Origin of the sequence: Paraburkholderia sp. BL10I2N1 (assembly GCF_004361815.1) — a bacterium.
Taxonomy (GTDB): Bacteria; Pseudomonadota; Gammaproteobacteria; order Burkholderiales; family Burkholderiaceae; genus Paraburkholderia.
In genome coordinates this window covers 2,488,437-2,511,905 of sequence record NZ_SNWA01000002.1, presented here as the reverse complement: position 1 = coordinate 2,511,905, position 23,469 = coordinate 2,488,437, and the positions used below count along the sequence as shown (strand labels likewise).

Here is a 23,469-nt window from a genome sequence, read left to right as displayed (position 1 = left end):
TGCACATGAAGGAAGGGGGGAATCTAACGTCCCGTCGACGCGGGTGGCCGCGGCACGCTGGGCGCCGCTCGCGCGCCGCCAATGCCGAAGATCGTGCGAACCCGTTCGCCGCCCGCAAACGCCAGCGATGCGAGCAACAGGAAGCCCCACGCGCAATCGCCGAAAAACTGCGATACGCCTAGCAGATTGAACAGGCTCGAGAGGAATTGCAGTGCCGTTGCGGCGAGGAATACGCAGACGATCCGTCCATAGCCGCCCGACGGATTCACGCCGCCCATCACCGCGATCAGGATCGCGATCAGCAGATACGAATTGCCGTAGTCCCACTTTGCACTCGACGTATGCGTCGCGCTGATCAGACCGGCGAGCGACGCCAGCACGCCACACAGGCCATACGTGATGACCAGCATCCGCGTGCGGGGAATGCCTGCGTAAAAGGCCGCCTTGGGATTGGTGCCCATCAGGAACAGGCGCAGGCCGAACGGCGTGCGCCTCAACACCCAGCCGAGCACGAGCACGGTCACAACGAAGATCGCGAAGGAGATTGGAATCTGCAGCCACGTGCCGTTGCCGATCGCCGACAACGGATCGACGTATTCGACCCGCACCGACGCGCCGTTGCTCAGCACGACGGCGATACCGGTGAACAATAGCGACGTGCCAAGCGTGCACAGGATCGGCGTGAGACGCAGGCGCGCGATCACGATCCCGTTCAGCACACCGCCGAGCACACCCATCGCTAGCACGATCGCGGTGAACACGGCCGTGTAGAGCGCAGGCGAATCGTCGGCGGAGACAAGATGCGGCAACAGCATGGCTGCGACCATGCCGGACAGATTCGCAAGCGCGACGCCCGACAGGTCGATGCCGCCGTTGCCCGACACCATCGACAGCATGATGCCGAGTGCGAGCAGCCCGAGTTCCGGCAACTGGCCGCCCATCGACTGCAGGTTGTCGATGTCGACGAACTGTCCGTGCGACAGCACCGTCGCGACGATCACGATCAGCAGGTTCACGCCGACCAGGAAGTTCAGTTGCCTGTCCCTGAACCAGGACGACCAGGACGTCATGTTCAGGCCGCTCATGATTGAGCCGCGAGCGCAGCGTGAGCGCCCAGCACTGCGTTGATTTCGTCGAGCGTCGGCATCGACGGCGCGGTGCCCGCCCGCGTGACTGACAGGCTCGCCAGCGCGCAGCCGAAGCGCACCGCGTCGAGCGGAGAATCGCCGCGCGACAGCGCCGCGGCAAGCCCGCCGGCGAAGCCGTCGCCTGCGCCGGCGGTTTCCACCACACGACCGCAATCGAATGCGGGCACGTGCTCCGAAAGCTCGCGCGTGTGAAGTAACGCACCCGCTTCGCCGAGCGTCACGATCACCGCCCGCACGCCCTTCGACAGCAGGATGTCGGCCGCACGACGGGCATCGTCGAGCGTTTCGACCGGCACGCCCGTGAGCGCCGTCGCTTCGGTTTCGTTCGGCGTGATGTAGTCGCACAGCGGGAACATGTCGTCATCGAACGGCACGGCCGGCGCGGGGTTGAACACGGTCGTCACGCCATGGCGGCGCGCGAGTTCGAGACCGCGCTTCGCCGCCGGGACTGGTTGCTCCAGTTGCGTGACGAACACCTTCGCTTTTGCAATGTCGGCCTCGATCGCCTCGACGTCGGCGGGGCCGAGCGTGCCGGCGGCGCCGGCCGCGACGATGATCGCATTGCCGCCGGTGACGTCATCGACGTAGATATGGGCTGCGCCAGTTGCCATGTCGTCGACCACCGTCGCGCGCGATGTGATGCCTTCCGCGGCCCACGTGGATTGCGCGATTTCACCGAATGCGTCGCCGCCGATACGCGTGCAGAACACGACGTCCGCGCCGGCCCGCGCGGCAGCTACTGCCTGGTTCGATCCCTTGCCACCCGGGCCCATCGCGAACGAGGTGCCGGCAATCGTTTCGCCAAGCGCCGGCATGCGGCTCGCGCGGAAGCTGAGATCGGTCACATAGATGCCGAGAATGACGACGCTCATCGCGAACCCTCCGCGGCGTTGGGCGCATCGGGCGCGAGGTCGACACCCTTCTTGAAGATGAAGCAGCCATAGCCGCGCGCTTCGCCGGTGGCAATCACGCAGTACGCCTTCTTTGCCCGCTCGTAGAACGTGAAGCGCTCGATCGACGCGAACGGCGTCGAACGTCCTTCCGCATGATCGACTTCGCGCTGCGCTTCACGCTGCACAGCAGGCAAGGCATCGGCATCGCCGACCACTTCCATGCGTTCGGCCGGATGATCGACGAACGAGTCGAGCGGCAGGACCGACAGCACTGCGCGAATGGCGCGCGGCGCGTTCGCGCCGTCAAGCCGCAGCACTTTGCCCAGCACGGTTTGACGGGCGACGGAATCCGCAGGGAAGTTCGCGTCGCAGACCACCACCTCGTCGCCGTGTCCCATCGCGCTGAGTGCATACAGCACGTCGGGGTTGAGCAACGGATCGATATTCTTCAGCATGTGTCTCCTCCATCTTGCGGGCACCTGTTACAGGTCTGCGCCCACGGCTGTCATTGCCGGCCATCAGTCGCCGTACGGAATCCAGATGTTCTTGACCTGCACCGCGTGTCGCAGGAACGGCAAACCTTCTGCTGACGCAGCGTACCAGTCGAACACGCGCCCATGATCGACGAACGTGCGCTTCAGATTGCCAACCGATTCGCGCTCGACAAGCGTCGAGAGTTCTGCGCCGCCGAAACTCCACAGCGCGTCGACGTCATCGTGCTGGGCAAGTGTCCTGGCAAGCGCCGCGTGTTCGCCGGTGACGATGTTCAACGCACCCGCCTGCACATCCGACGTCTCGACCACCTGATAGAAATCCGTCGCCATCAACGGGCAGCGTTCGCTCGGCACGACGACTACCCGATTGCCCATCGCAAGCGCCGGTGCGATCAGCGACACGAAACCCAGCAACGGCGCTTCTTCCGGGCTGATCACGCCAAGCACGCCAAGCGGCTCGTTCATGGCGAGTGCGACGCCGCGCAATGGCGGCGAATGGACTGCGCCGTCGAACTTGTCGGCCCACGCGGCATATGTGAAGAGCCGCGTGATCGATGCCTCGACTTCGCGCCCGGCTTCGGCCTCGTTCGATCCTGCACGAATCACGAGTTGCCGTCTGAATTCGTCCGCGCGCGCCGACAGGTTTTCCGCGAGGTAGTAGAGTACCTGAGCACGGTTATGCGTGCTTGTCTGCGACCACTTCACCGCACTGCGCGCCGCTGCGACCGCATTGCGAATGTCCTTGCGGCTACCGTCCGCCGTCTCGCCGACGATCACCCCGGACGGCGCACGGACGACGCGCGAACTGCCGTTGTCCGGCCGCATCTGCCTGCCGCCGATGAACAGCTTCGCGGTCCGATCCATCGTGCTGAGATAGATATCGGCTTGCGCGACGGGTTTCACCTCGTCGCGTTCGTTCGCGCGCAGCGGCAGGTTGGTCCACGCCTGCGGCTTTAGATACTCGTAGATCCCCTCACGGCCGCCTTCCCGTCCAAAGCCCGACTCGCGATAGCCACCGAAGCCGACGCCCGCATCGAACAGGTTCGTTGCGTTGATCCACACGACACCGCATTCAAGACGAGGCGCGATATCCAGCACGCGGCCGATCGTCTCGCTCCACACACTCGCAGCCAGTCCGTAACGTGAATGGTTCGCGAGCGCGACCGCTTCGTCGGGCGTGCGAAAGCTCATCGCGACCAGCACCGGTCCGAATATTTCCTCCTGCGCAAGCGTCGAGGCGGGCGCAACGCGGGTGACCAGCGTCGGTGGGAAGAACACACCGTTCTCAGGCATCCGCAGATGCGCGGGCTGATAGACCTCGCACCCTTCACGCTCGCCTTGCGCGACAAGTGACTTGATGCGCTCCCGTTGCACCTCGTCGACAATCGCGCCCATGTCGATGCTCTTGTCGAGCGAATGACCGACGCGCAGTGTCTCCATCCGGCGCTTCAGCTTTTCGATGAAGCGCGCTTCAACACCCTCCTGCACCAGCAGACGCGAACCCGCGCAGCAGACTTGCCCCTGGTTGAACCAGATCGCGTCGACCACGCCTTCGACCGCGCCATCCAGATCGGCATCGTCGAAGACGATGAACGGCGACTTGCCGCCGAGTTCGAGCGTGAGCGACTTGCCCGAGCCTGCGGTCGCGACACGGATCTGCCGCCCGACACTGGTCGATCCGGTGAACGCGATCTTCGCGACCTGAGGATGTTCGACCAGCTTTGCGCCGGTGCGGCCGTCTCCTGTGACGACGTTCAACACGCCCGCTGGCAGACCCGCGCGATGCGCGAGTTCCGCGAACAGCAGTGCTGTCAGCGGCGTAAATTCAGCGGGCTTCAGCACCACGCAATTGCCGGTGGCCAGTGCCGGCGCGATCTTCCACGCCAGCATCAGCAGCGGGAAATTCCACGGCACGATCTGCCCGATCACGCCAAGCGGTGTCCAGCCCGACAGTTCGCTTTCCTGAAGCTGCGCCCAGCCGGCGTGATGCAGGAAATGTCGCGCGACAAGGGGAATGTCTATGTCGCGCGTCTCGCGGATCGGCTTGCCGTTGTCCAGCGATTCGAGCACGGCGAAGAGCCGGCTATGCCGCTGCACCATCCGTGCGAGCGCATAGAGATGCCGCGCGCGGCCCGCTCCGCCCAATGCCTGCCACGCGGGCAGCGCCTTGTGAGCGGCAGCGACCGCCGCGTTCACATCGGCCTCGTCGCCTTGCGCGATGTTTGCGAGCACACGGCCCGTCGCAGGCTCGCTGGATTCGAATGTTTCGGCACCGTCGCCGGACGCCGGCGCGCGGAAAGCGCCATCGATAAAGTGGCCGAAGCCGTGCGCATGCTCAGCGAGCCAGGCGCGCGCGGCCTTGTCGTCTTCCGGGGCAGGTCCGTATTCCATCGAAGAAAAATATTCAGCTACGCTCATGTGGGGTCTTCGTTGTGCGAGGTCACGCGACCGGGTGACGATGGAATGCAGAATAGCGGCCGCTCACGTGGTGCTCGAGTTGTCGCTCAATATCGGCCAGCAGGCTCGATGCGCCGATCCGGAACAGATCCGGTTCGAGCCATTGCCGTCCAAGTTCTTCTTTCATCAGGATCTGGTATTCGAGCACCGACTTCGCAGTCGACACGCCGCCCGCCGGTTTGAAACCAATTTCGATGCCGGTGCGCTCGAAGTACTCGCGGATCATCCGGACCATCGCGAGCGACACAGCCAGCGTTGCGTTGACGCCTTCCTTGCCGGTGGACGTCTTGATGAAATCGGCGCCCGCCATCATGCAGACCATCGACGCCTTCGCGACGTTCGACAGCGTGCGGATATCGCCAGTGGCGAGAATTGCCTTCACGTGGGCATCGCCACACGCGGCGCGGAAATCGCCCATCTCGTCGTACAGCGCCTGCCAGTTGCCGGTCAGCACGTGCTCGCGGGTCACCACGATATCGATCTCGGCGGCGCCATCGGCCACCGACGCTTCGATCTCTTTGAGTTTCAGCGGATGCGGGATCATCCCGGCAGGAAAACCGGTGGACACGGCTGCGACCGGAATGCCGCTGCCGGCCAGCGCCGCGACCGCCGTGCTCACGAAGCGGTGATACACGCAGACCGCCCCCGTTGTGATGGTCTGCGCCTGCATCCCAAGCGCTTCGAGCAGATCGTCACGCACCGGGCGGCGGGCTTTTGCACACAGACGCTCGACGCGGCCAGCCGTGTCGTCCCCAGCGAGCGTGGTCAGGTCGATGCACGTAATGGCCTTGAGCAGCCACGCGGCCTGCGCGTCCTTTTTAACCGACCGGCGCGTACCGAGCGTCGCGACGCGCTGCTCGACCGCCGACCGGTTTACGCGCAGCGAGTCGACCCACGACAGATCGAACGGAACACCGGGATTGCGGGCACGGGCGTGCGACGCGTGCGCGCGACCCGGCCAGGCGACCACGGAACTGGATGCTTCATCGAACATAGGTAGGCTCGTTGTTGTGCATTGCACAACACTTGTTGATAACTTGGTATCAGATTAGAGCACAAATGTTACGATTGTGACATAGGGAAAACCTGCATTCCACAGCGGCATGGCTGACAGGTGGTACGGCAACCGGCTGCCTCGATGTTAGTATATTCACATCGTGAAATTGAACGGGCGTGAAGTCAGTGGGACGGCCAATCCTCTGGCCGACGCACAAGACGCAGCTTCGTCATGAGGGAACCTCCACACGGATGTCGGGATACGCCCGTGCCGACAGCTATGTATTTGCCACCAGCAGTTCCTCCGCATTGTCTGGCGGACGCAGATCATCTGTCCTGCCCGCGAAGTAGCGCCGGGTAAGATCGGCCGCCGAGACGTGCCGTGCTTCCCTGAAGCCAGCTTCGTGGGCACGCGCCAGGATCTCCGGCGGAGTGAAGAAGCTGAGGAAAGGTGTCCCGCTCGCTCGCGCGCCCTTCTCCGCCATCTCGAGTCCCGGACGTACCTCGGGGTCCGCCAGCTCGAGCGGGAGCAGAAACGTCATGGCGAGCGTCGATCCTGGGGCGAGGGCCGCGACCTGGCGTAACGTGGCCGCGTTCGCATCCTTGCTGAGATACATGCTGACGCCCGTGGAGACCACGACGGCTGGCTTGCTGTCATCGAAGCCGGCAGTCACGAGCGCATCCCGCCAGGCCCCTCCCGCCTCGAAATCGACCGGCACGAAGCGCAGCCAGTCCGGGACGCCGAAGCCGAGCTCGATCAGGCGCTGACGCTTCCATGCCTGGGGACCTGGCTGGTCGATCTCAAACACCCTGAGACGGGACGCGATCTCCGGCCTCCGCTGTGCGAAGCTGTCGAGACCGGCGCCGAGGATGACATACTGACCAAGCCCGCGGCCGGCCTGTTCCACGACCAGATCCTCAATGAAACGGGCACGAGCCACGATTGAGGCGCGGAAGGGACGCGTGAACTGCAGGTCCATGTCGCCGCGGTGGCGCCAGCCCTTGTCCGGAGACAGCAGCTTAAGGCCGATTTCATCTTCCAGCACATGCGGCGGAGGGTCGGCCTCGACATGCAGAGCACGCCACAGGGCGACTCGCGCTGCTGTGCTGTCTGGCGCTACATCTGGCTTGTCGCTCATGACTTTCAATCCTGTTTGTTCGTCTTTGACTGAGGCTGACCTGCTCGTACTGTGCCACGCGATGCAGGAAAGAGTTGTTGCTTCGGTCCTTTGGCGAATGACCGGGAACGTTTCACACAGCATCCGCACGTAGAAATGCAGTGAGCAGTGCGGATGTACGGCTGGATATGGCCGGACCAGGCTGTTTGCGATGAACCCGGCTGGAAGGACTAGCCATGCCGCTTCCCAGGTTCTGGTGGTGTCGAAGGAGCAAGCACCAGCGTGGCGACCTTGCCGTCGTTCTCGATTTCGACAAAACCGATTCTTCTGTACCAGTCATAGGCGACCCGGTTGCACAGCAGGACATGCAGGTACAGCGGTTTTTGCAAGAGACTGGACAGCGACATGACCTTGGCAATCGCTTCACTGCCAATCTTCCTGTTTTGCATCCCCGGGACGATACAAAGCATTCTCAGCCATACGAGATCGGGTTCGATTTCCCAGTGCACAAACCCGCATCGGTTGCCTTCGCACGTGACGATCTGACAACAGCCCTGGCGAACGCTTTTTGCAAACCCCGCTCGTTGCAGGCTCTCGTCCCAGCCATAGGCTGCGGTCACGAAATCCCTCATCGTTCGCTGGTATGTATCAAATAGCCACTCCGAGTCTCCGGGGACAGCCTGTCGAAAATCCAGTTCCATAGCAACCGCCGCTTCGCCAGATGTGATGGAACGATAGCGAGTGACGCCGCCCAGCAGGTCGCTCCCGCTTTGCCAGTCCGCGATTCCGCTGTCAATCAATCCCATGGCGGTCTATAACATAACCGCGGGAGGGTTCTTTTTGATCAATGGGCTTACAACGTCCTGTCATCAGCGCACCGATTGCGCGTCCTTCTGTTCCGCCCGGTATCCGCCTCGCGTCATCGTCCAGATTGTCATCTAATAAGTCCGGCTTTTGGCACAGACAGTGCAACAAGCCAACTTCGCATTCGCTCGCCTCTACGGCTTGGCGGTGTCGATGGTGCACGGCGTTTGGAGGAGCGGACAACGGAAATCAGCAAGGCGCGAAGAAAGGTCTTGAACAACTCGCGCACAAATCAAGGAGTTGAGATGAATTCACAACTGATATTGGCGGCGGGCGCGACGTGCCTGTTCGCACTGGCAGGGGTGGCCCGCGCCCAAGGCCCGCCGCAACGAGCACCGCCTTCCACGCAGCCGGTGATACAGCAGAACGCAGCGGCACCTGCGCAACCTGGCGCTGACGCGTCATATGGTGGGGTTCCCGCCACCCGAAGCGCAGCGGGCATCCCCGCGACGTGACGGTCCAGGGCGAGATTATCTGGAGTAGCACTTCTGTTGACTGGTTCAAGAAACCAGGCCAAGCGGAATTTCGTGGAGTACGTAGATATGAACCCGCTCAAAATCGCGGCCGTTAGCGCCGCCGTTCTTGCATTTGGATATGTTCAGGCTCAGGACATGTCATCTGCACCGCAGGCCAACCAACCCACCGTGTCCTCGACAGACTCTGCGGGAGGTGTCCCAGGCACGAGGAGCGACGCTGGCGCTCCAATGGGAAAGACCCGAGCCCAGGTCTATCAGGAGTATCTGCACGCACGCCAATCGGGTGAACTCGACCGCATAAACGCAGAGTATGGCGGTCAATAAAGCAATGGGGCTGCGGCTCAAGGCAAAGTGACATCGCAACATGAAAGCTTGGCAAACCGGGGGCGTCCACGCGTGACTATCCTGCTGTCGGCGGCGGCAAAATTTCATGCCTTTGGCCTAGAGGCAACGCCACTTTCTGCGCCTACTGCGGAGCGATGTCCCTCTGTACGCGATGGATGTGCTGTTCGACATAGAACGCCGCAGCATCCGCATCCCCCGTCACAATGGCTTCATAGATCAGCCGATGCTCCGCAACGTAGAGCCGGATCCGCGTCGGATCATAAATGCCGTCGTCTTTAAGTCGCTTCCAGAGCGACTGGTCCATCGTCGCAGCAATCTCCTCGGCCAGCTTCGCGAGCAATGCGTCACCCGTCATCACTGCGAGTTGACGATGAAACAGCCTGTCACTGTTATTCCACAAAGCCCGCTGCTCAGGATCGGCGACATCAGTCAACGTTTCCATCTGGGCCAGATAGTGCTCGGCCAGCCGGTCGCGCTTCTTACGCATCGCGGCACGCCGCGCTATTGCGGGCTCCAGGATCAATCGGACGTCCAACGTCGCCGAAGGGCTAAAGTCAGATGCCTCCGTTCCCGCTGCATTCGTCGTGGCGGCAGATGCAAGGATTTGCCCCGCCGCAGAAGCGACGTATGTGCCCGAGTTGCGCCTGGTGACGACAAGCCCTTCATTCTGTAGTGCACCAATGGCCTCGCGAACTGCGGGCCTGCCGACGCCGAAGCGTGCTGCCAGCTCTCGCTCCGACGGCAATCGCGCGTCCGGGAGAAACATTCCGGAACGGATCGCAGCCCGAATTTTCTCCGAGACCTGCTCGTAGATCTGCAACGGGCGGAAGTTGCTCTCAAATTCGATGGGAACTGAAGCCATTTCGTAATGAGTGGAGCGGATGTGGTTCACAAATATACCAAATTTCGTTAACCGTGGCGGCGCGCGATGAAAACCCGGCAAGATAAAACCGTCCATCAACTGGTTCAAATGTGGATCATTCAAAAGCATCACTCGCCATTGTGGTTTTCTCTGATACCACAAATGCGCTACACGTCTGAAATTTGCTTGTTATATGCAGGGCGGTTTCAAAACCGAAATGCAACAGGTTAATGAAGGGTTGAAGGTGTTTGCGTGTTGGTCTCGAGCATGCGCGCAAAGACTTCCAGAGGCGAGTGAAAGGCGTGGGTAGCACGGGGCCTGCTGTTCAGGCTGTCGGCGATGTCGTCAAGTTCATCCTGGCTGTAGACCGAGAGATCGGTGCCCTTGGGCAGATACTGGCGTAGCAGTCCGTTGGTGTTCTCACAGGTGCCACGCTGCCACGGACTGTGCGGGTCACAGAAATACACGCGCACGCCGGTGGCGGCGGTGAGTTCCGGATGCCGCGCCATCTCCTTGCCCTGATCATAGGTCAGGCTCTGACGCAGTGGCGTGGCGATGGAGTTCAGTTTGGCGGTGAAGCCGGCCAGCGCTGAGGCGGCGGTGGCATCCTCCATCTTCGCGAGCAGGACAAGCCGGCTGGTGCGCTCGACCAGAACTCCCACGGAGGACTGGTTGCCCGCACCCTTGATAAAGTCTCCCTCCCAGTGCCCGGGCATGACCCGATCGTTCACCTCAGGCGGGCGTACGTGGATGCTCAGCATGTCGGCGATCTTGCCCCGTCTGTCGTTGCCACGACTGCGTGGCATTCGCGTGCTGCGAGCCTGGCGCAGACACGAGATGAGCTGGCGGCGCAGTTCGCCGCGCGGGTGTGCATAGATTGCGTTGTAGATGGTCTCGTGCGAGACGTGCATGGAAGGGTCATCGGGCCACATGCGCGTCAGCGTACCGGAGATCTGCTGCGGCGACCACTTCCAGCTAAGCAGACTGAGCACAATGCGCCACAGTGCGCCTTGGGGATTCAGCTTACCCGGCGTGCGCGCTGCAGCCCGCCGGTTCGAACTGATGGTCTGCGCGACTACCGAAGCGTAGCCGCGCACCGGACACGCATTACGCGCCAGTTCACGGCTGACGCTCGAAGCTGAGCGGTCAAGCGTGCGGGCCATGGCCCGCACGCTCAAACCCTGCTGTTTCATGCTGGCAATAGTGATACGTTCTTCAGGCTGCAACTGCTGATACTTTCTTGTAGTCATGTGCGCACCTTAGCAGATCAAGGTGTTGCACTTCAAAATTGATCGCGCCCAGATTATTGGTTTAGCTTTCATCCCAAGAGCCAACATCAACACCTAAGGCCAGCCGTATGTCGATTCAACGCAAACTGGTTGCATTTGCGTCCAGTTCCACGCCAGCCGGCGCGCTGCGCGTTCTTTCATACGTGAGAGGAATGACTGCCGCTATCACCCGGAACTTCGATGCCCAGGCAACCGCCGAACTGCTGAACTATTCATCACTCGTGCGAGTTCTCCAGCAAGTCATCCTTGAATATGGCGCGGGAAAGATTGTCAGCCCCGAGCACATGGTCGTTCCGATGCAAGAGGGCGGCCTGATGCTGTCGATGCCTGCCAGTGTGCGGCCTGTGACCTGGCTGCGTGCCGCGTCGCCCGTCAGGCGCTAGCCGCTCATTAACCAGACACGCGAAGTACCTCTGCATTACCGAAGTCATGCCGTGCACCGACCAGACTGAAACGGTCTGGTTTCCACTTAGCCCACCTGGAGTTCGTATGCGCCGTCTCGCAACAATCGTGGCCGCCGTAGTGGCCGCTGGATTCACCCTGTCCGCCAATGCGCAGGTCGTCGTTACCATCGGTCACTCCGCTCCGCTCACCGGACCGCAGGCGCCGAACGGCAAAGACAACGAAAACGGCGCACGCCTGGCCATCGATGAACTGAACAAGACGGGCGTCACCGTTGCGGGACAGAAAGTCACGTTCAAGCTGGACTCGGAAGACGACCAGGCTGACCCGAAAATCGGCGTGCAGATTGCGCAGAAGCTGGTCGACAGCGGCGTAATCGCCGTCGTGGGACCGTACAACTCAGGCGTCGCCATTCCGGCCTCGCGCGTCTATAACACCGGTGGGGTTCCCATCCTGCCTGTCGCGTCTAACCCTGCATTGACGAAGCAGGGTTTCAAGAACATTTTCCGTATCGGCGCAAGCGATGAGCAGCTCGGCGGAACGATGGGGCAGTTTGCAGCGAAAACGCTGAAGGCGAAAACGGCGGCAGTTATCGACGACCGCACGGCGTATGGTCAGGGCGTCGCCGAGCAGTCCATCAAGGTCGCCAAGGCAAACGGTATCCAGATTGTTGACCAGGAATTCACCAATTCGTCGGCAACGGACTTCCTCGGGATTCTCACCAACATCAAGGGCAAGAACCCCGACGTGATTTTCTTCGGTGGCTACGCTGCACAGGGCGCGCCGATGGCAAAGCAGATGCGCCAGCGTGGTCTGCGCGCAAAGCTGCTCGGTGGTGACGGCATCTGCTCGGCTGATATGGGTAAGGTCGCGGGGGATGCAGCTTCAATCGTGTACTGCGCCCAGGGCGGCATCGCGCTTGACAAGACAGCTGCCGGCCGCGAGTTCCTGCAGAAGTACAAAGCCGCCTACAACACTGATACGCAGGTCTACGCCGTCAGCTACTACGACGGCATCAAGATGCTCGCCGACGCGATGGTGAAGGCCGGGACGACGACCGACAAGGCGAAACTGACCGCCGAACTCGCGAAAGAAAACTATAAAGGTGTAGCCGGTACGTACTCGTTCGATGAATACGGCGACCTCAAGGGCGCACCGACTACCGTTTATACAATCAAGAATGGCCTGCCGGTTCCCTACGGCCAGTGAGGCATTAGTCCCAGTGACTTCATGAAGCAGACGTGAAAATCACTCGCACCAGTTCGACTGTCGAAGTCCATACCGGCGGTGAAGCGTTCCGCATCGTCACCAGCGGCCTGCCACGTTTGCCAGGCGACACTATCGTCAAGCGACGCGAGTGGCCAAAGGAGAATGCTGACGACATTCGCAAAGCGCTGATGTGTGCGGCTTCGCAAATTGGATAGTGGACGAACGCGCCCCGCTGACATACGGATTCCTCGTTCGATAAGCCAATTGCAGTAGAGGTACCAGGTTGGCGCGTTACGCTGAGCAATCGGCCTGGCGCGCTTTTTTTCTTCACTGCTACGCCAACGCCTGGTCACCGTCGAATCAAGCACAGAAACATTGCAGCGTGACATCGCTCGTCGTACCGGTGCCGTACGATGACACACCTTCTCCCGTCGGACTCCCGGAGCGCTAAACCCTCAACCCAAGTACACCCGGCCTTCTGGATAGAGCAAGCGGTTTGGCGTGTTGCGTGCAAGGGTGAGGCCAAGAGTGAGTGGACCCACGCGTCCGATGAACATCATGACCGTGACGATCATTCGCCCGGAGTCAGTCAGTTCACCACTTATGCCTCGAGATAAGCCCACGGTTGCAAGCGAAGAAACGGTTTCGAATAGCAGATCGAGAAATGGCTGGGTCTGCACCATGGTGAGTGCGAAGGTGCCGAGCACCACGATGCTAGAGCTGATAGAAGTCAGGGCGAGGACTTTGAGGATATCGGCGGGCGGAATCGTCCGGCCGAAGGCGCCTGGCGTGCTCGATTTCCTCAGGAAAGCCCAAGTCACAATCACGAGCACCATGAACGAGCTAACCTTGATGCCGCCGGCGTTCGACGTGCTTCCGCCGCCGATAAACATCAGCCCGAGCGTCACCAGCGTCGTACTGTCGTTGAGCGATGCGATGTCGATTGTATTTAATCCGGCCGAGCGCGTAGTCACCGACTGAAAGAACGACATGAGCAACCTGTCAGCGACGCTGGCATGCAACCCCAGCGTTTTCGGATTGTGCCATTCCAGTATTGCAAAGCCAACAAACCCCAGCATCAGCAGCACTGCCGTACCAACCAGCGTGAGCCTGCTGTGAAGGCTAAGGTAAGTCCATCTGCGGCGCGAGCACAGATCGTCCAGGACGCTGAATCCAAGACCGCCGATAACGATCAGGGCAACAGTGACGAGGTTGATCCAGGGGTCGGTTGCCCAGCGTGTCATACTGTCAGGGAAAAGAGCAAAACCAGCGTTATTAAACGCCGAAATTGAGTGAAACAACGCATAGAACAATCCTTCGGACCAGCCGAATTGCGGCACGAAGCGCACCGCCAGCAACAATGTCCCACTGGCTTCCGTAACGACTACGACACCCGCGATCATTCGCACCAGCTGCATCAGGTCGCCCAGCGAAGTTTGATTCAGATCCTCTTTAAGCAGCATCTGTTGACGGATACTCAGGCGTAGCCCCAGCAGAGACAGGACCATCACGGTGAAGGTCATCATTCCAAGCCCACCGAGCTGAATCAGGACAAGCATAACCACCTGCCCGAAACGGGTGAGCCCCGCCCCAACATCCACGACGCTCAGCCCTGTCACCGTCACGGCTGAAGTGGCCATAAAGAGAGCGTCAATCCAGCGCAGGGGTTGCAAGGTCGAGATCGGCAAACTCAGGACGGTTGCGCCGGCGACGATGAGTCCGGCAAACACCATGGCCAGCACTGCTGTCGGAGGCAGACGAAGGATCCGTGGTGCACGCCGCCCCCATGGTGAGTGAAACGACCAGTGTTTCAAAGCAGCTCCCGCGAGAAGCGCCGCAGTGCAGCAATGTTCCCGAGCAATACCAGCCGGTCGCCGTTTGATAGAACAAGGTCCGCCGTGACGCGGCTCGATGCGCTGTCACCACGCTTGAAAGCCAGCACCTCGATGTCATAGCGCTCGTGTAACCGAAGGTTGTCTAGCGGATGCTTGTCGAGCGTCTCAGGGACTTCCAACTCCACGACATAATCATCCCCGCCCAACGCTATGTAATCGAGCACATGGGGGTAGATCATGGTGCGCGCGACATGCATGCCGACGTGGCGTTCGGGGTTGACTATTCGATCCGCCCCTAGCTTCTCGAGAATGAGGTGGTGGGCAGACGAGGAAGCTTTTACCCAAACCTGCTGCACACCGAGGTTCTTCAGCGCTAGCGTACAGAGAATGCTGGATTCAAGATCCTCTCCGATTGCGACGACCACTCCGTCATATTCCGCGAGCCCGAGATTGCGAAGGGTCCGTTCGTCGCGACCGTCGGCGATGGCCGCGTGTGATATCTCGTCGGCGATATGATTGACCCGCACTTCGTCTTCGTCGATGCCGAGAACTTCGTTGCCCAGACTCTCGAGCTCTCTTGCAACAGTACTGCCGAATGCGCCGAGGCCAATGACTGCATATTTATGCTTGCTCATAGGTCGCGTGACGGGTTCGATGAAGTCGGACCATTCTACACGGCACTGCGGGCGGCCGGAAAATGTGGATGCCACCAATTCGTATAACGTAGGGGTTGTACGCCGGAATCGCGGAATATTCCGCCAGGCTAACTGTAGCGGCCCGATAACATCCTGCGTAGGACTACATCGGTGGTCTCGGCATCACATTGACTGAGAATATCGGCGTGTCGTGGACCAGGACCACAATGTTTGAGAACTTGCGACACGAAGTCGCCTGTTGAAGTTGTCCCCACGGAAACGGAGGGGACCGCCCGTGTCACCGGGTGAATCTACGGGCCTGAATAAAGAGCGGCCCTGACAATGAAACGAAGCACCGCAAGGTGCGGGGCATCAATCGCGAGAGGCGTGCCCTTCTGGGAGCCACAACCCGGATGAGTGCTAGATAGCCGGTATGGTGAAGACATCTGAATCTGCGATAAAGACCGTGAATAATGACAAGCGGAAGTGGCTACTACGCTTGACCAAAAAACGGTATCGGAGGCGGGAAGAATGTTCGTTCTCTGCATTCTCGTGACCCCATTGCCTCCCGGTCGACAGCAGACACCTAACCCGGCGTACTTCAGCAGGCGGAACGTGGAAACCTCGTATCGCTCCCCTCGGGGACAGCAGGCTGTGAAGTCTGCCCATGGCGGTGCGGGCTTGGGATGTCGGAAGAAGCGAAGGCCGGCCTGTAATGGTCCGGATACGGGTTTGAATGTCACCCGGCACGAAAGTGAGCCAACGTCCGACTGGTCTTACCTCGCAAGAGAATTTGTGGAATCGTTATGATGGGGAAAGGCAAATGACGACAGCGGCCATGCCGTTGATTGGTGCGTCCTCTAAGGTTGCAAGCTGGGACGCCATCAATTGGCGCGCCATCGAACAACAGGTACAGCGACTGCAGATGCGTATTGCGAAGGCAGCTCGGGAAAGGCGCTGGGGCAAGGTGCAAGCCTTGCAATGGCTCCTGACCCACGCGTTCTCGGCCAAGTTATTAGCCGTGCGACGCGTGACCCAGAACTCCGGCCGCAACACAGCAGGAGTAGATGGTGTTGTCTGGAAAACCGCAGCCCGGAAACTCATGGCTGCCCGGTCACTACAGCGGCGGGGCTACCGCCCGCAGCCGCTGCGGCGTATATATATCCCCAAAAAGAACGGCAAACTTCGGCCCCTCGGCATCCCCGCTATGTCCGACCGCGCCCAGCAAGCGCTCCATCTGCTGGGTCTGGAACCGGTAGCTGAGATGCTGGCGGACCCGAATGCATATGGGTTCCGACCCAAACGCTCCACCGCCGATGCTATTGGCCAATGCTTCACAGTTTTAGCACCGAAGCAAGGCGCCCAATGGATTCTCGAAGGAGATATTAAAGCCTGCTTTGACCGAATCAGTCACCCCTGGCTGATTGACCATATCCCGATGGATAAACCTATCCTAAGGAAATGGCTGGCGGCAGGTTACATGGAAGAAGGCGTCGTCTACCCCACGGAAGCTGGTACACCTCAAGGCGGAATCGCATCACCGGTTTTGGCGAATATGGCACTGGATGGTTTAGAGGACGTCGCTCGACGGGCGGCCCCCCGCAACCAGAAAATCCATGTCGTCAAATATGCCGATGATTTTATCATCACGTGCGCGTCGAAAGAAGTGCTCGAGACGATGGTGAAGCCTGCGGTTGTCGCCTTCCTCAAGGAACGTGGTCTGGAACTCTCTGACGAGAAGACCCGCATCACGCACATCGACGACGGCTTTGACTTTCTCGGATTCAACGTGCGCAAGTACGCGGGCAAGCTACTTATCAAGCCCTCCAAGAAAGCAGTCCTCAGCTTTCTGGAAAAGATTCGAGGAACAATCAGGGCCAACATTGCAGCCAAGACGGAAGATCTGATCCGGCAACTCAACAGCAAGTTGAGGGGCTGGGCCAACTACTATCGTCACGTGGTCGCAAAGAAAGCCTTCGCCTATGTTGACCACCATGTGTTTCAGGCGCTGATCGCATGGATCAATCGACGGCACCCCAACAAATCGGCACGATGGAAGCGTCAGCGATACTTTCGCTCCGAAGGTCGACGCAATTGGGTGTTTTTCGCATTGACCCGTGATGGACTGGGGAAAGCCACTTGCCTTGATCTGTTTCAAGCCGCCAGTGTTCCAATTACCCGGCACATCAAGATTCAAGCGAACGCCACCCCCTACGACCCAGCTTTCACGGATTACTTCGCTCGGCGTGCGCATTTCCGACGAGTAAGTCGCCTGGCATGGCGTGGGATGGCTGCGTTTGCCTGAGCGGAATTCCGGCCAATACCGCAGGACGAGTCGCCGGGTCAGATTGGCCTTGGTAAGGCTTGAGCCGTGTGCGTCTAAAGGCGCACGCACGGTTCTTAGAGGGCTGGGGATGGGTAACCGTCCCTGGCTACTCGGCGTGCCCGAATACCAGCGGTTCAGTGATGTTTCGAATGTACGGCGAGCAACTCCCGGTGGCGTGCTTCGGTTTCGTCATCGGCCGGAAACATGCATTCCAGGCGTAGTTCCTGTGCCACAACGTTCTGCGGCGCGCCAACGGTCGTGACCATCGAGAAATATCGAAGCACGACTCCCTCGCTGATGAAACCCATCGGAATGACGGGCATCGTGGGCGCGGCGGACGGCCCGTGATGCGTTTTCCAGTCGCGCGGCACGTCTGGATAGGCAAGCAGTTCGTCGAGCAGACGGCTGGTGCCGGCGTCGACCACGTGACCGACCGATTCTCGATACACGCGTTGCAGCAAGCTTCGCGAAACCGTGTCCCAATCGGCCACGAATGGACGCATCCCCTGCGGATCGAAGATCAGATGCAGCATGTTGCGCGGACCGTTGCGCGAGGCCATGTCGATGAAACAGTCGAAGAAGCGCGGCGCTGCGTCGTTGGTCATCAGAACGTTCCAGTGGCGATCCATCACGATCGCCGGAAACGGCTCATGCTGGCGCACGACCCGTTCGAGCGCGCGGATTACACCATGCATCTCCCGTGCGTTCCATGGCGCCTCTGAATACACGGGCGCGTAGCCGGCGGCGAGCAGCAGGGCATTGCGCTCGCGCAGCGGCACGTCGAGCGTCTGTGCAAGCGTCAGCAGCGTGTCCCGGCCCGGCACGCTGCGCCCGCTTTCGATGAAGCTGATCTGGCGCTGCGAGACACCGGCCTCGAGCGACAGATCGAGCTGACTCACGCCACGCACGTCGCGCCAATAGCGCAGCAGGTCACCGAGTTCGCTCGGCGGCGCTTTCGGATCGGGACTGATGGCGTTCATTGGATTCCCCTAATCGAGGTGGATGAATGGAGAGGACTCAGGGGGCGGGTGCATGCCAGGCGAACGCCTCAAACTGCGCTTCGAGCGGCGGCCGGGTTACGCTGCTGGTGTAGTTCGTGATCGTCGATGCGGCAATCACCGCAATGACCTCGAGTATCTGTTCAGCGCTAAACCCCGCTTCCAGGAACCGTCTCTGCTCCGATTCGGCCAGACGGCCGCGCTTTTCTATCAGCGTGCGCGCCAATGCCGATAGCGCGGCCAGTCCGGGGTCATCAGGCAGGACGCGGTGCCGGATCGCGTCGACGTCGGCGGGATGCACGCCCTCCTTCAACGCGAGCGCCGTGTGAAACGCGACCGGCCATTCGCTGGCGTTCGCGACCGCGTTGGTCAGCAACAGGGTCTGAATCTGCGGCTCGGTCAGGCTGCTCGCATGCACGCGCTCGAACAGGCCGATGAAACCGTTGATCAGCACCGGTGATCCGGCCATCTTGGCCGCGATGTTCGGGATCAGGCCGAACGCCTGTTGCAGTTGCTGGAGCACGGGCCTTGATTGCGCGGGAGCGGATTCGATCGTGTGAAGTGGATAGCTGGACATGGTATCTCCTTGGCGGTGCGCGCTACCGGAATGGAGGCGCGACAGCCGAAGAGTAAAAGCGGTCGTTCCTTGCGCCAATTACATCCCATGTAATCACCGCGCGACGGAGCACGGCCCGCGGCGCGTGGCCTCGCCGTGCAAGGCGACCCGGAATCCCGCCGCGTCTTGCCCTTCTCTATTGCGCGCTCATGGCCAGGCTGAGTGACGGGTGTCAAACGCTAACCTGACATCGAAACGAGCGTGACATGAATTGCGCCAAGGTTCCGTTCCTGGCCGGTTGCACCCTTTGAGCCATGACGCCGCAAAGCTGCCGCCGGTGAAGGGCGAATGTTCTTGTGCGGCGGCTCACGGCAAAGTCGGCTGAGCGCATACAGTCGCCAGAAGCGGTCCGTCCATCGGCGAAGGTAATTGGACACTTAAGAATGATTGCGGCGCTCACTTGTCGCGAACGACAAGCACCATCCGCCCGGAGGCGAGATCGGGGTCTGAAGGCGACATGAACATAAGCCCCGCATATTCCTTCGCTATTCAAGTCAGCGCGATCAGTCGCCAGGCTACTCCTTATTCAGATAGTTTTTTTCAAGGTATTCGGACCTGAAATTTTGTGGCGGAGTGGGGATGTCGGGCCGACCCTCTGGCGTAAAGTCCATGAGATTCCAATACGGCCACACCGTGTCAACATGATTCGCCGACAATTCAGTTCCCCAGAAATGAAAAATCTTTCCATCCTGCCTCCTGAATACGTGCATCACTGGCCATTGCATATCATCAAAGTCCCCCTGGCATTTGTAATCGGCTTGATAGGCGGAGCCCGATCCAGAAACCAGTGCAATCTGCGACCATCCACGTTGCTTGGCCCATGTATTGATTCGATCAGCCGGAGCTTTGGCAATTGCTACGAACGCGGCATGTTGAGTGACCTGATACCAGGTGCGATCGAACCCATCGACCAGCGACGTACACGACGGACAGGGATTGTCCCAGTTCGGACCGAACATAAATGAGTAAAGGAGCAGCGTGTTCTTATCCCCAAACAGCTCGGAGAATTTCACGCTCTTGCCCACTTTCCCATCGTTGGCCCATTGGAATACGTAGTCCTCTTTCAACTGCCCACCTGGAGGAAGATCGCGGCGTTGTTTTGCGACTGATCTCACTCTGTCGACAAGCTCTTGTTCTTCTTTAAGCAATAGGTCACGCGCATTGCGATACTCTCTGCTTTCGTTTGGATACCGTAGTTCACTCATGTTCGGCTCCTCCTGGAACTGGTATTTGAGTTCCCTGCCCTCCCGGACCCATCGAATGACGTGATGTAGTCTCGGGGAGCAGGGAAACCCCATCCGAGTGTACTCTGGATGGCAGCTCGAGGCCGATGAATGGAACGTTCACCTTCGCCGATCGAACGGCCGTTTGCTGCGCGGAGCCGCCGCTGGAGTGACCGAGCGACGCGATGGATGAATGGCGCTTCCTGGCCGCCGACTGACCGATGCGGTCGGCGGTAGTCGACTTGCCCGGCTTGCGCACACCCGTTACGGTCCTTCGCTCTTCCGCGAAGCGGTCATTCAACGTTGGGCGAATTCGGTCTTCTGGCGCGTTATGGACGGCCACTCACACTAACTTTTTTCTAACGTCGCGATCTGTTTCGCTAGTCGCTACTATTCGGTCACGCTACGCGCATGCAGCCGGTCTGTGTGCCGCAAGCCGCTTCCGTGAAGAGATCAGGAGAACCAAAAGACCGCTGTCCGTGTGGGCAGCGGTCTTATTTATGCGGCACTGTTCACAATTGCAACTGCGCCCTGCGAGATTGAAGCGCTTAGTCGCTTTGCGCTCATTTGCGCCCGGTTGCCAGCCTTGATTGCTCTTATTGGGCTGCTGGCGACTTTGTGGTCGGGATCGCCAGCGTGTTGTTACTCCCGAAAGCGGGGGTGGGGGACGTCGAGCTAGTGTTCGTGCTATTCGGCTGGCCCGAGTTCGGCGACCCAGCGCCGCTGTCCGAGTTGGTGACGCCAGGCGTGCCGTAGCCACTCGTTGCATTGGCCGGCGACTTTGTGGTTGGGGTCGCCAGCGTGTTGTTGCTTTGTGCATAGGCGCCGCCCGACACCGTGAGTGCGGCGACGGCCGCGATCAGTGTGCTGGTTGCCTTGTTCATGACCCGCTCCTCCTTGGTTGGACTGGAATTTCGACGCAAACAATCCTTCCGTATTTCCATGGCGGTCGTTATACGCCTGACTCTTGGCGAACAGACTCGAGCGACCGTTCGCATTGGTGCACGTGAAGCAAATCACAGATCACCGCTCAGGGCTGGCAGCGAGACACGTACTTCCTTCTTGTAAAGAATCTACGCCTGCCTAAGGAATACCTGGGTGACCGGAACCTCGTTTCGGCCCACTATGCCCTCTATGTCTCAATCAGCTCCATCAGCTCCATCAGCTCCATCAGCTCCATCAGCTCCATCAGCTCCATCAGCTCACGATAAGGCCTATCAGGCCGCTATTGCACAGTATTGACGCCATGCCGCGAACAGATAGCATGGGATCGAGTCCATGCCTGTTAATGCCAAGTTTAGGAAAACGGCCGCTGATAATTAAGCGCGTTGTTCGCAATGGTGAATTTCGATTTTCGGGGCTAACCGGCTGACCCAATGCGTCCTGGTCCCCAATCTGAGTCCGGCGTGGTTTGGCACTGCGCGGCGCAGGTCATGCGTCGCCGCGAGGAAATCGATTGGGCTGTGTGGATAGCGAACAGTCACTGGAGCGGAAGCCGGTGAGCAAACTTGCAAACGAACTCCCCCACGATTGGGAAGGATCTTGGCGGACGCATCGAACGTCTCTTACCGGCCGACTGCCGTCTCAGGGCATGCGAAGATCGATGCCGATCGTACAGAGCAGTACGACGTATCATCGAAGTCTCGCACATTGACTGCCTTGTACTATGCGTCTCGCCGCCTTTTCCCAGGTCGAAGCGGTGTTCGTACCGCCGGGCCCACTTGCAGCACATACTTCGTTGCGGTCTCGAACACGTGTATGGTTGCTGATCCAGGCTGCGGCGCTTAGCCTGGCGTTGGCCGGATGCACCGGCACCCCTTCTTCTCACGAGGCCCGTACCGCGGTCGACCCATTCGGGCTGTTCCCAATGGCCGCGTATAACCAGGACGTCGATCACTGGATAGACCCGTCCGGTCCAGGCTATGACAAGGCGTTCCTGAGCGCGGACGACCAGCGCACCCATTTTGAAGCGCTCTATGCACGCTACTTCGGGAACCGCCCGGACGACCCTTCGCCCTGGAACCCGGCCTATGTCGACTCGCACGTCTATCGACAAAGCGGCAGCGATATGGTCGCCTTGCAACACCGTCGTCTTGCCTGGTTCGACAACACCGACAAGACCGGCAAGTACATCGGTTACGGTCAGAACTTCCGGCCCCACACCGTAGCCTGGATTGAAACCATCGCACGGAATATGGACGTTGACCAATTCACGCGCGCCCCCGGTTATATCTCCGCGCACCGCGCAATTGCCACCGGCAACCTGCTGGTGCGCGAGTTGCCGACCCTGGATCCGTCGTTTGATGACCGCCGCCTTGCGGGCGAAGGCTACCCGTTCGACAACTTGCAGATCTCTGCAGTACGGCCCGGCACGCCGCTATATGTGCTGGGGAGCAGCCTCGACGGGGGGTGGCGCTATGTGCAGACGCCCGATGTGCAGGGCTGGGTGCGCAGCGAGGACATAGGCATGGTGAATGACGCGTTTGTCGACAGGTGGCGAGACGCGACACACGAGGCATTGGGCGCCGTGACCGTGGCATTGGCTCCGGTTCGGGACAGCCGCGGTGCGTTTCGCTTTGACGCGCCGGCGGGGAGCCTGCTTCCGCTACTTCCCGCGAGCGCGCCGGGCATTCGCAACATCCTCGTGCCCGCCCGCAACGCGGATGGTCTGGCCGTCATCCGCACCGCGCAACTGAGCGACGCGCAAATCTCGCCGATGCCACTGGCCGCGACACCACGCCATCTGGCGAGGCTGCTCAAGACCCTGATCGGGCGCCCCTATGGCTGGGGCAACACCGGTCTCTATAACGATTGCTCGTCGGAACTGCAAAGCATCTTCGTCGCATTCGGAGTCTGGTTGCCACGTCACTCGTCGACCCAGATGAGCGCCGGACGCATGACTGACCTTTCCGGCGCCACGCCGGCAGAGCGGCTCGATTACGTGACGCGTCATGGACAGCCCATGCGCACCCTGATCTACATCGGTGGCCACGTCATGCTGTACCTGGGTAACACCACCCGCAACAAACAGGAATTGCCAGTTGTCTACCAGGACATTTGGGGGCTGCGACCGGCTGACAATACCCGGCGCGCGGTGATCGGCGGCTCGGTGATCCTACCCCTGCTTGAACGTATCCCAGAGGATCCGATGCTGGAATCTTTGGCGGCCACGCCGATTTTTCAGATCAGTATTCTTGGCGCGCCCGGGGAAGGCACGCCAGTCCCTCCCGACGAAGACAATCCCGCGAGTTGAGGACATTGACGCAGGGTGTCCTTCGCCGCT

The 23,469-nt window shown here is 60.2% G+C and carries 19 protein-coding genes and 1 pseudogene; 5 read left to right on the top strand and 15 right to left on the bottom strand.

Features of this window, described 5'->3' with window-relative positions:
- Positions 1–23 precede the first annotated feature (23 nt).
- The 9 genes from B0G77_RS33585 to B0G77_RS33545 form a co-directional block, all read right to left on the bottom strand.
- The gene (locus B0G77_RS33585; protein ID WP_243751321.1) at positions 24–1,085 is read right to left on the bottom strand and encodes an ABC transporter permease; all 1,062 of its coding nucleotides are present in this window, start codon (positions 1,083–1,085) and stop codon (positions 24–26) included.
- A complete protein-coding gene (gene rbsK, locus B0G77_RS33580; RefSeq protein WP_133666114.1) occupies positions 1,082–2,020 on the bottom strand; it encodes a ribokinase in 939 nt (312 codons plus the stop codon). Before rbsK ends, B0G77_RS33585 begins: the two co-directional genes overlap by 4 nt.
- On the bottom strand, positions 2,017–2,496 hold the full coding sequence (locus tag B0G77_RS33575; protein ID WP_133666113.1) for an RbsD/FucU family protein: 480 nt from the start codon (positions 2,494–2,496) through the stop codon (positions 2,017–2,019). The genes rbsK and B0G77_RS33575 overlap by 4 nt, the downstream gene beginning before the upstream one ends.
- A gap of 63 nt (positions 2,497–2,559) precedes the next feature.
- Positions 2,560–4,953: an aldehyde dehydrogenase family protein gene (locus tag B0G77_RS33570; protein ID WP_133666112.1), complete on the bottom strand. Its 2,394-nt coding sequence runs from the start codon at positions 4,951–4,953 to the stop codon at positions 2,560–2,562.
- A gap of 22 nt (positions 4,954–4,975) precedes the next feature.
- Complete coding sequence (gene deoC, locus B0G77_RS33565; protein ID WP_133666111.1) at positions 4,976–5,986, bottom strand: deoxyribose-phosphate aldolase; 1,011 nt, start codon at positions 5,984–5,986, stop codon at positions 4,976–4,978.
- A gap of 280 nt (positions 5,987–6,266) precedes the next feature.
- Positions 6,267–7,127, bottom strand: a complete 861-nt coding sequence (locus B0G77_RS33560) for a class I SAM-dependent methyltransferase (protein ID WP_133666110.1) — start codon at positions 7,125–7,127, stop codon at positions 6,267–6,269.
- A 209-nt stretch (positions 7,128–7,336) separates the two neighbouring features.
- A complete protein-coding gene (locus B0G77_RS33555; protein WP_243751320.1) occupies positions 7,337–7,912 on the bottom strand; it encodes a GNAT family N-acetyltransferase in 576 nt (191 codons plus the stop codon).
- A 1,000-nt stretch (positions 7,913–8,912) separates the two neighbouring features.
- Positions 8,913–9,653: a GntR family transcriptional regulator gene (locus B0G77_RS33550; RefSeq protein WP_133666987.1), complete on the bottom strand. Its 741-nt coding sequence runs from the start codon at positions 9,651–9,653 to the stop codon at positions 8,913–8,915.
- Positions 9,654–9,880: 227 nt separating this feature from the next.
- Positions 9,881–10,903 carry an IS30 family transposase gene (locus tag B0G77_RS33545; protein ID WP_133664546.1) on the bottom strand — a complete coding sequence of 341 codons (1,023 nt, stop codon included), beginning with the start codon at positions 10,901–10,903 and terminating at the stop codon, positions 9,881–9,883.
- Positions 10,904–11,094: 191 nt separating this feature from the next.
- Here B0G77_RS33545 and B0G77_RS33540 point away from each other — a divergent pair, with 191 nt between their 5' ends.
- The 3 genes and pseudogenes from B0G77_RS33540 to B0G77_RS33530 all read left to right on the top strand — a co-directional run.
- Complete coding sequence (locus B0G77_RS33540) at positions 11,095–11,325, top strand: hypothetical protein (RefSeq protein ID WP_133666109.1); 231 nt, start codon at positions 11,095–11,097, stop codon at positions 11,323–11,325.
- Positions 11,326–11,431: 106 nt separating this feature from the next.
- The gene (locus tag B0G77_RS33535) at positions 11,432–12,553 is read left to right on the top strand and encodes a branched-chain amino acid ABC transporter substrate-binding protein (protein WP_133666108.1); all 1,122 of its coding nucleotides are present in this window, start codon (positions 11,432–11,434) and stop codon (positions 12,551–12,553) included.
- Between the two features lie 32 nt (positions 12,554–12,585).
- Positions 12,586–12,744, top strand: a pseudogene (locus B0G77_RS33530) (proline racemase family protein); the annotation flags it as partial.
- A gap of 264 nt (positions 12,745–13,008) precedes the next feature.
- Here the strand turns inward: B0G77_RS33530 and B0G77_RS33525 are convergent.
- Positions 13,009–14,286, bottom strand: a complete 1,278-nt coding sequence (locus B0G77_RS33525; RefSeq protein ID WP_133666107.1) for a TrkH family potassium uptake protein — start codon at positions 14,284–14,286, stop codon at positions 13,009–13,011.
- Between the two features lie 77 nt (positions 14,287–14,363).
- Positions 14,364–15,023: a TrkA family potassium uptake protein gene (locus tag B0G77_RS33520; RefSeq protein ID WP_133666106.1), complete on the bottom strand. Its 660-nt coding sequence runs from the start codon at positions 15,021–15,023 to the stop codon at positions 14,364–14,366.
- Between the two features lie 823 nt (positions 15,024–15,846).
- On the opposite strand from B0G77_RS33520, the gene ltrA reads away from it, so the two are divergent.
- A complete protein-coding gene (gene ltrA, locus B0G77_RS33515; RefSeq protein WP_133666105.1) occupies positions 15,847–17,328 on the top strand; it encodes a group II intron reverse transcriptase/maturase in 1,482 nt (493 codons plus the stop codon).
- A 155-nt stretch (positions 17,329–17,483) separates the two neighbouring features.
- On the opposite strand, the gene B0G77_RS33510 is transcribed toward ltrA, so the two are convergent.
- The 4 genes from B0G77_RS33510 to B0G77_RS33495 form a co-directional block, all read right to left on the bottom strand.
- Positions 17,484–18,329: a helix-turn-helix transcriptional regulator gene (locus B0G77_RS33510; RefSeq protein ID WP_133666104.1), complete on the bottom strand. Its 846-nt coding sequence runs from the start codon at positions 18,327–18,329 to the stop codon at positions 17,484–17,486.
- 37 nt (positions 18,330–18,366) lie between these two features.
- Complete coding sequence (locus B0G77_RS33505; RefSeq protein ID WP_133666103.1) at positions 18,367–18,924, bottom strand: carboxymuconolactone decarboxylase family protein; 558 nt, start codon at positions 18,922–18,924, stop codon at positions 18,367–18,369.
- 554 nt (positions 18,925–19,478) lie between these two features.
- Positions 19,479–20,168 (bottom strand): DUF899 family protein, encoded by a 690-nt coding sequence (locus tag B0G77_RS33500; RefSeq protein ID WP_133666102.1) that lies wholly within the window; start codon positions 20,166–20,168, stop codon positions 19,479–19,481.
- 614 nt (positions 20,169–20,782) lie between these two features.
- Positions 20,783–21,070, bottom strand: coding sequence for a hypothetical protein (locus tag B0G77_RS33495; protein ID WP_133666101.1), 288 nt, complete (start codon positions 21,068–21,070; stop codon positions 20,783–20,785).
- 878 nt (positions 21,071–21,948) lie between these two features.
- Between B0G77_RS33495 and B0G77_RS33490 the strand changes: the two genes are divergently transcribed.
- A complete protein-coding gene (locus tag B0G77_RS33490; RefSeq protein ID WP_243751319.1) occupies positions 21,949–23,439 on the top strand; it encodes an SH3 domain-containing C40 family peptidase in 1,491 nt (496 codons plus the stop codon).
- Positions 23,440–23,469 lie beyond the last annotated feature (30 nt).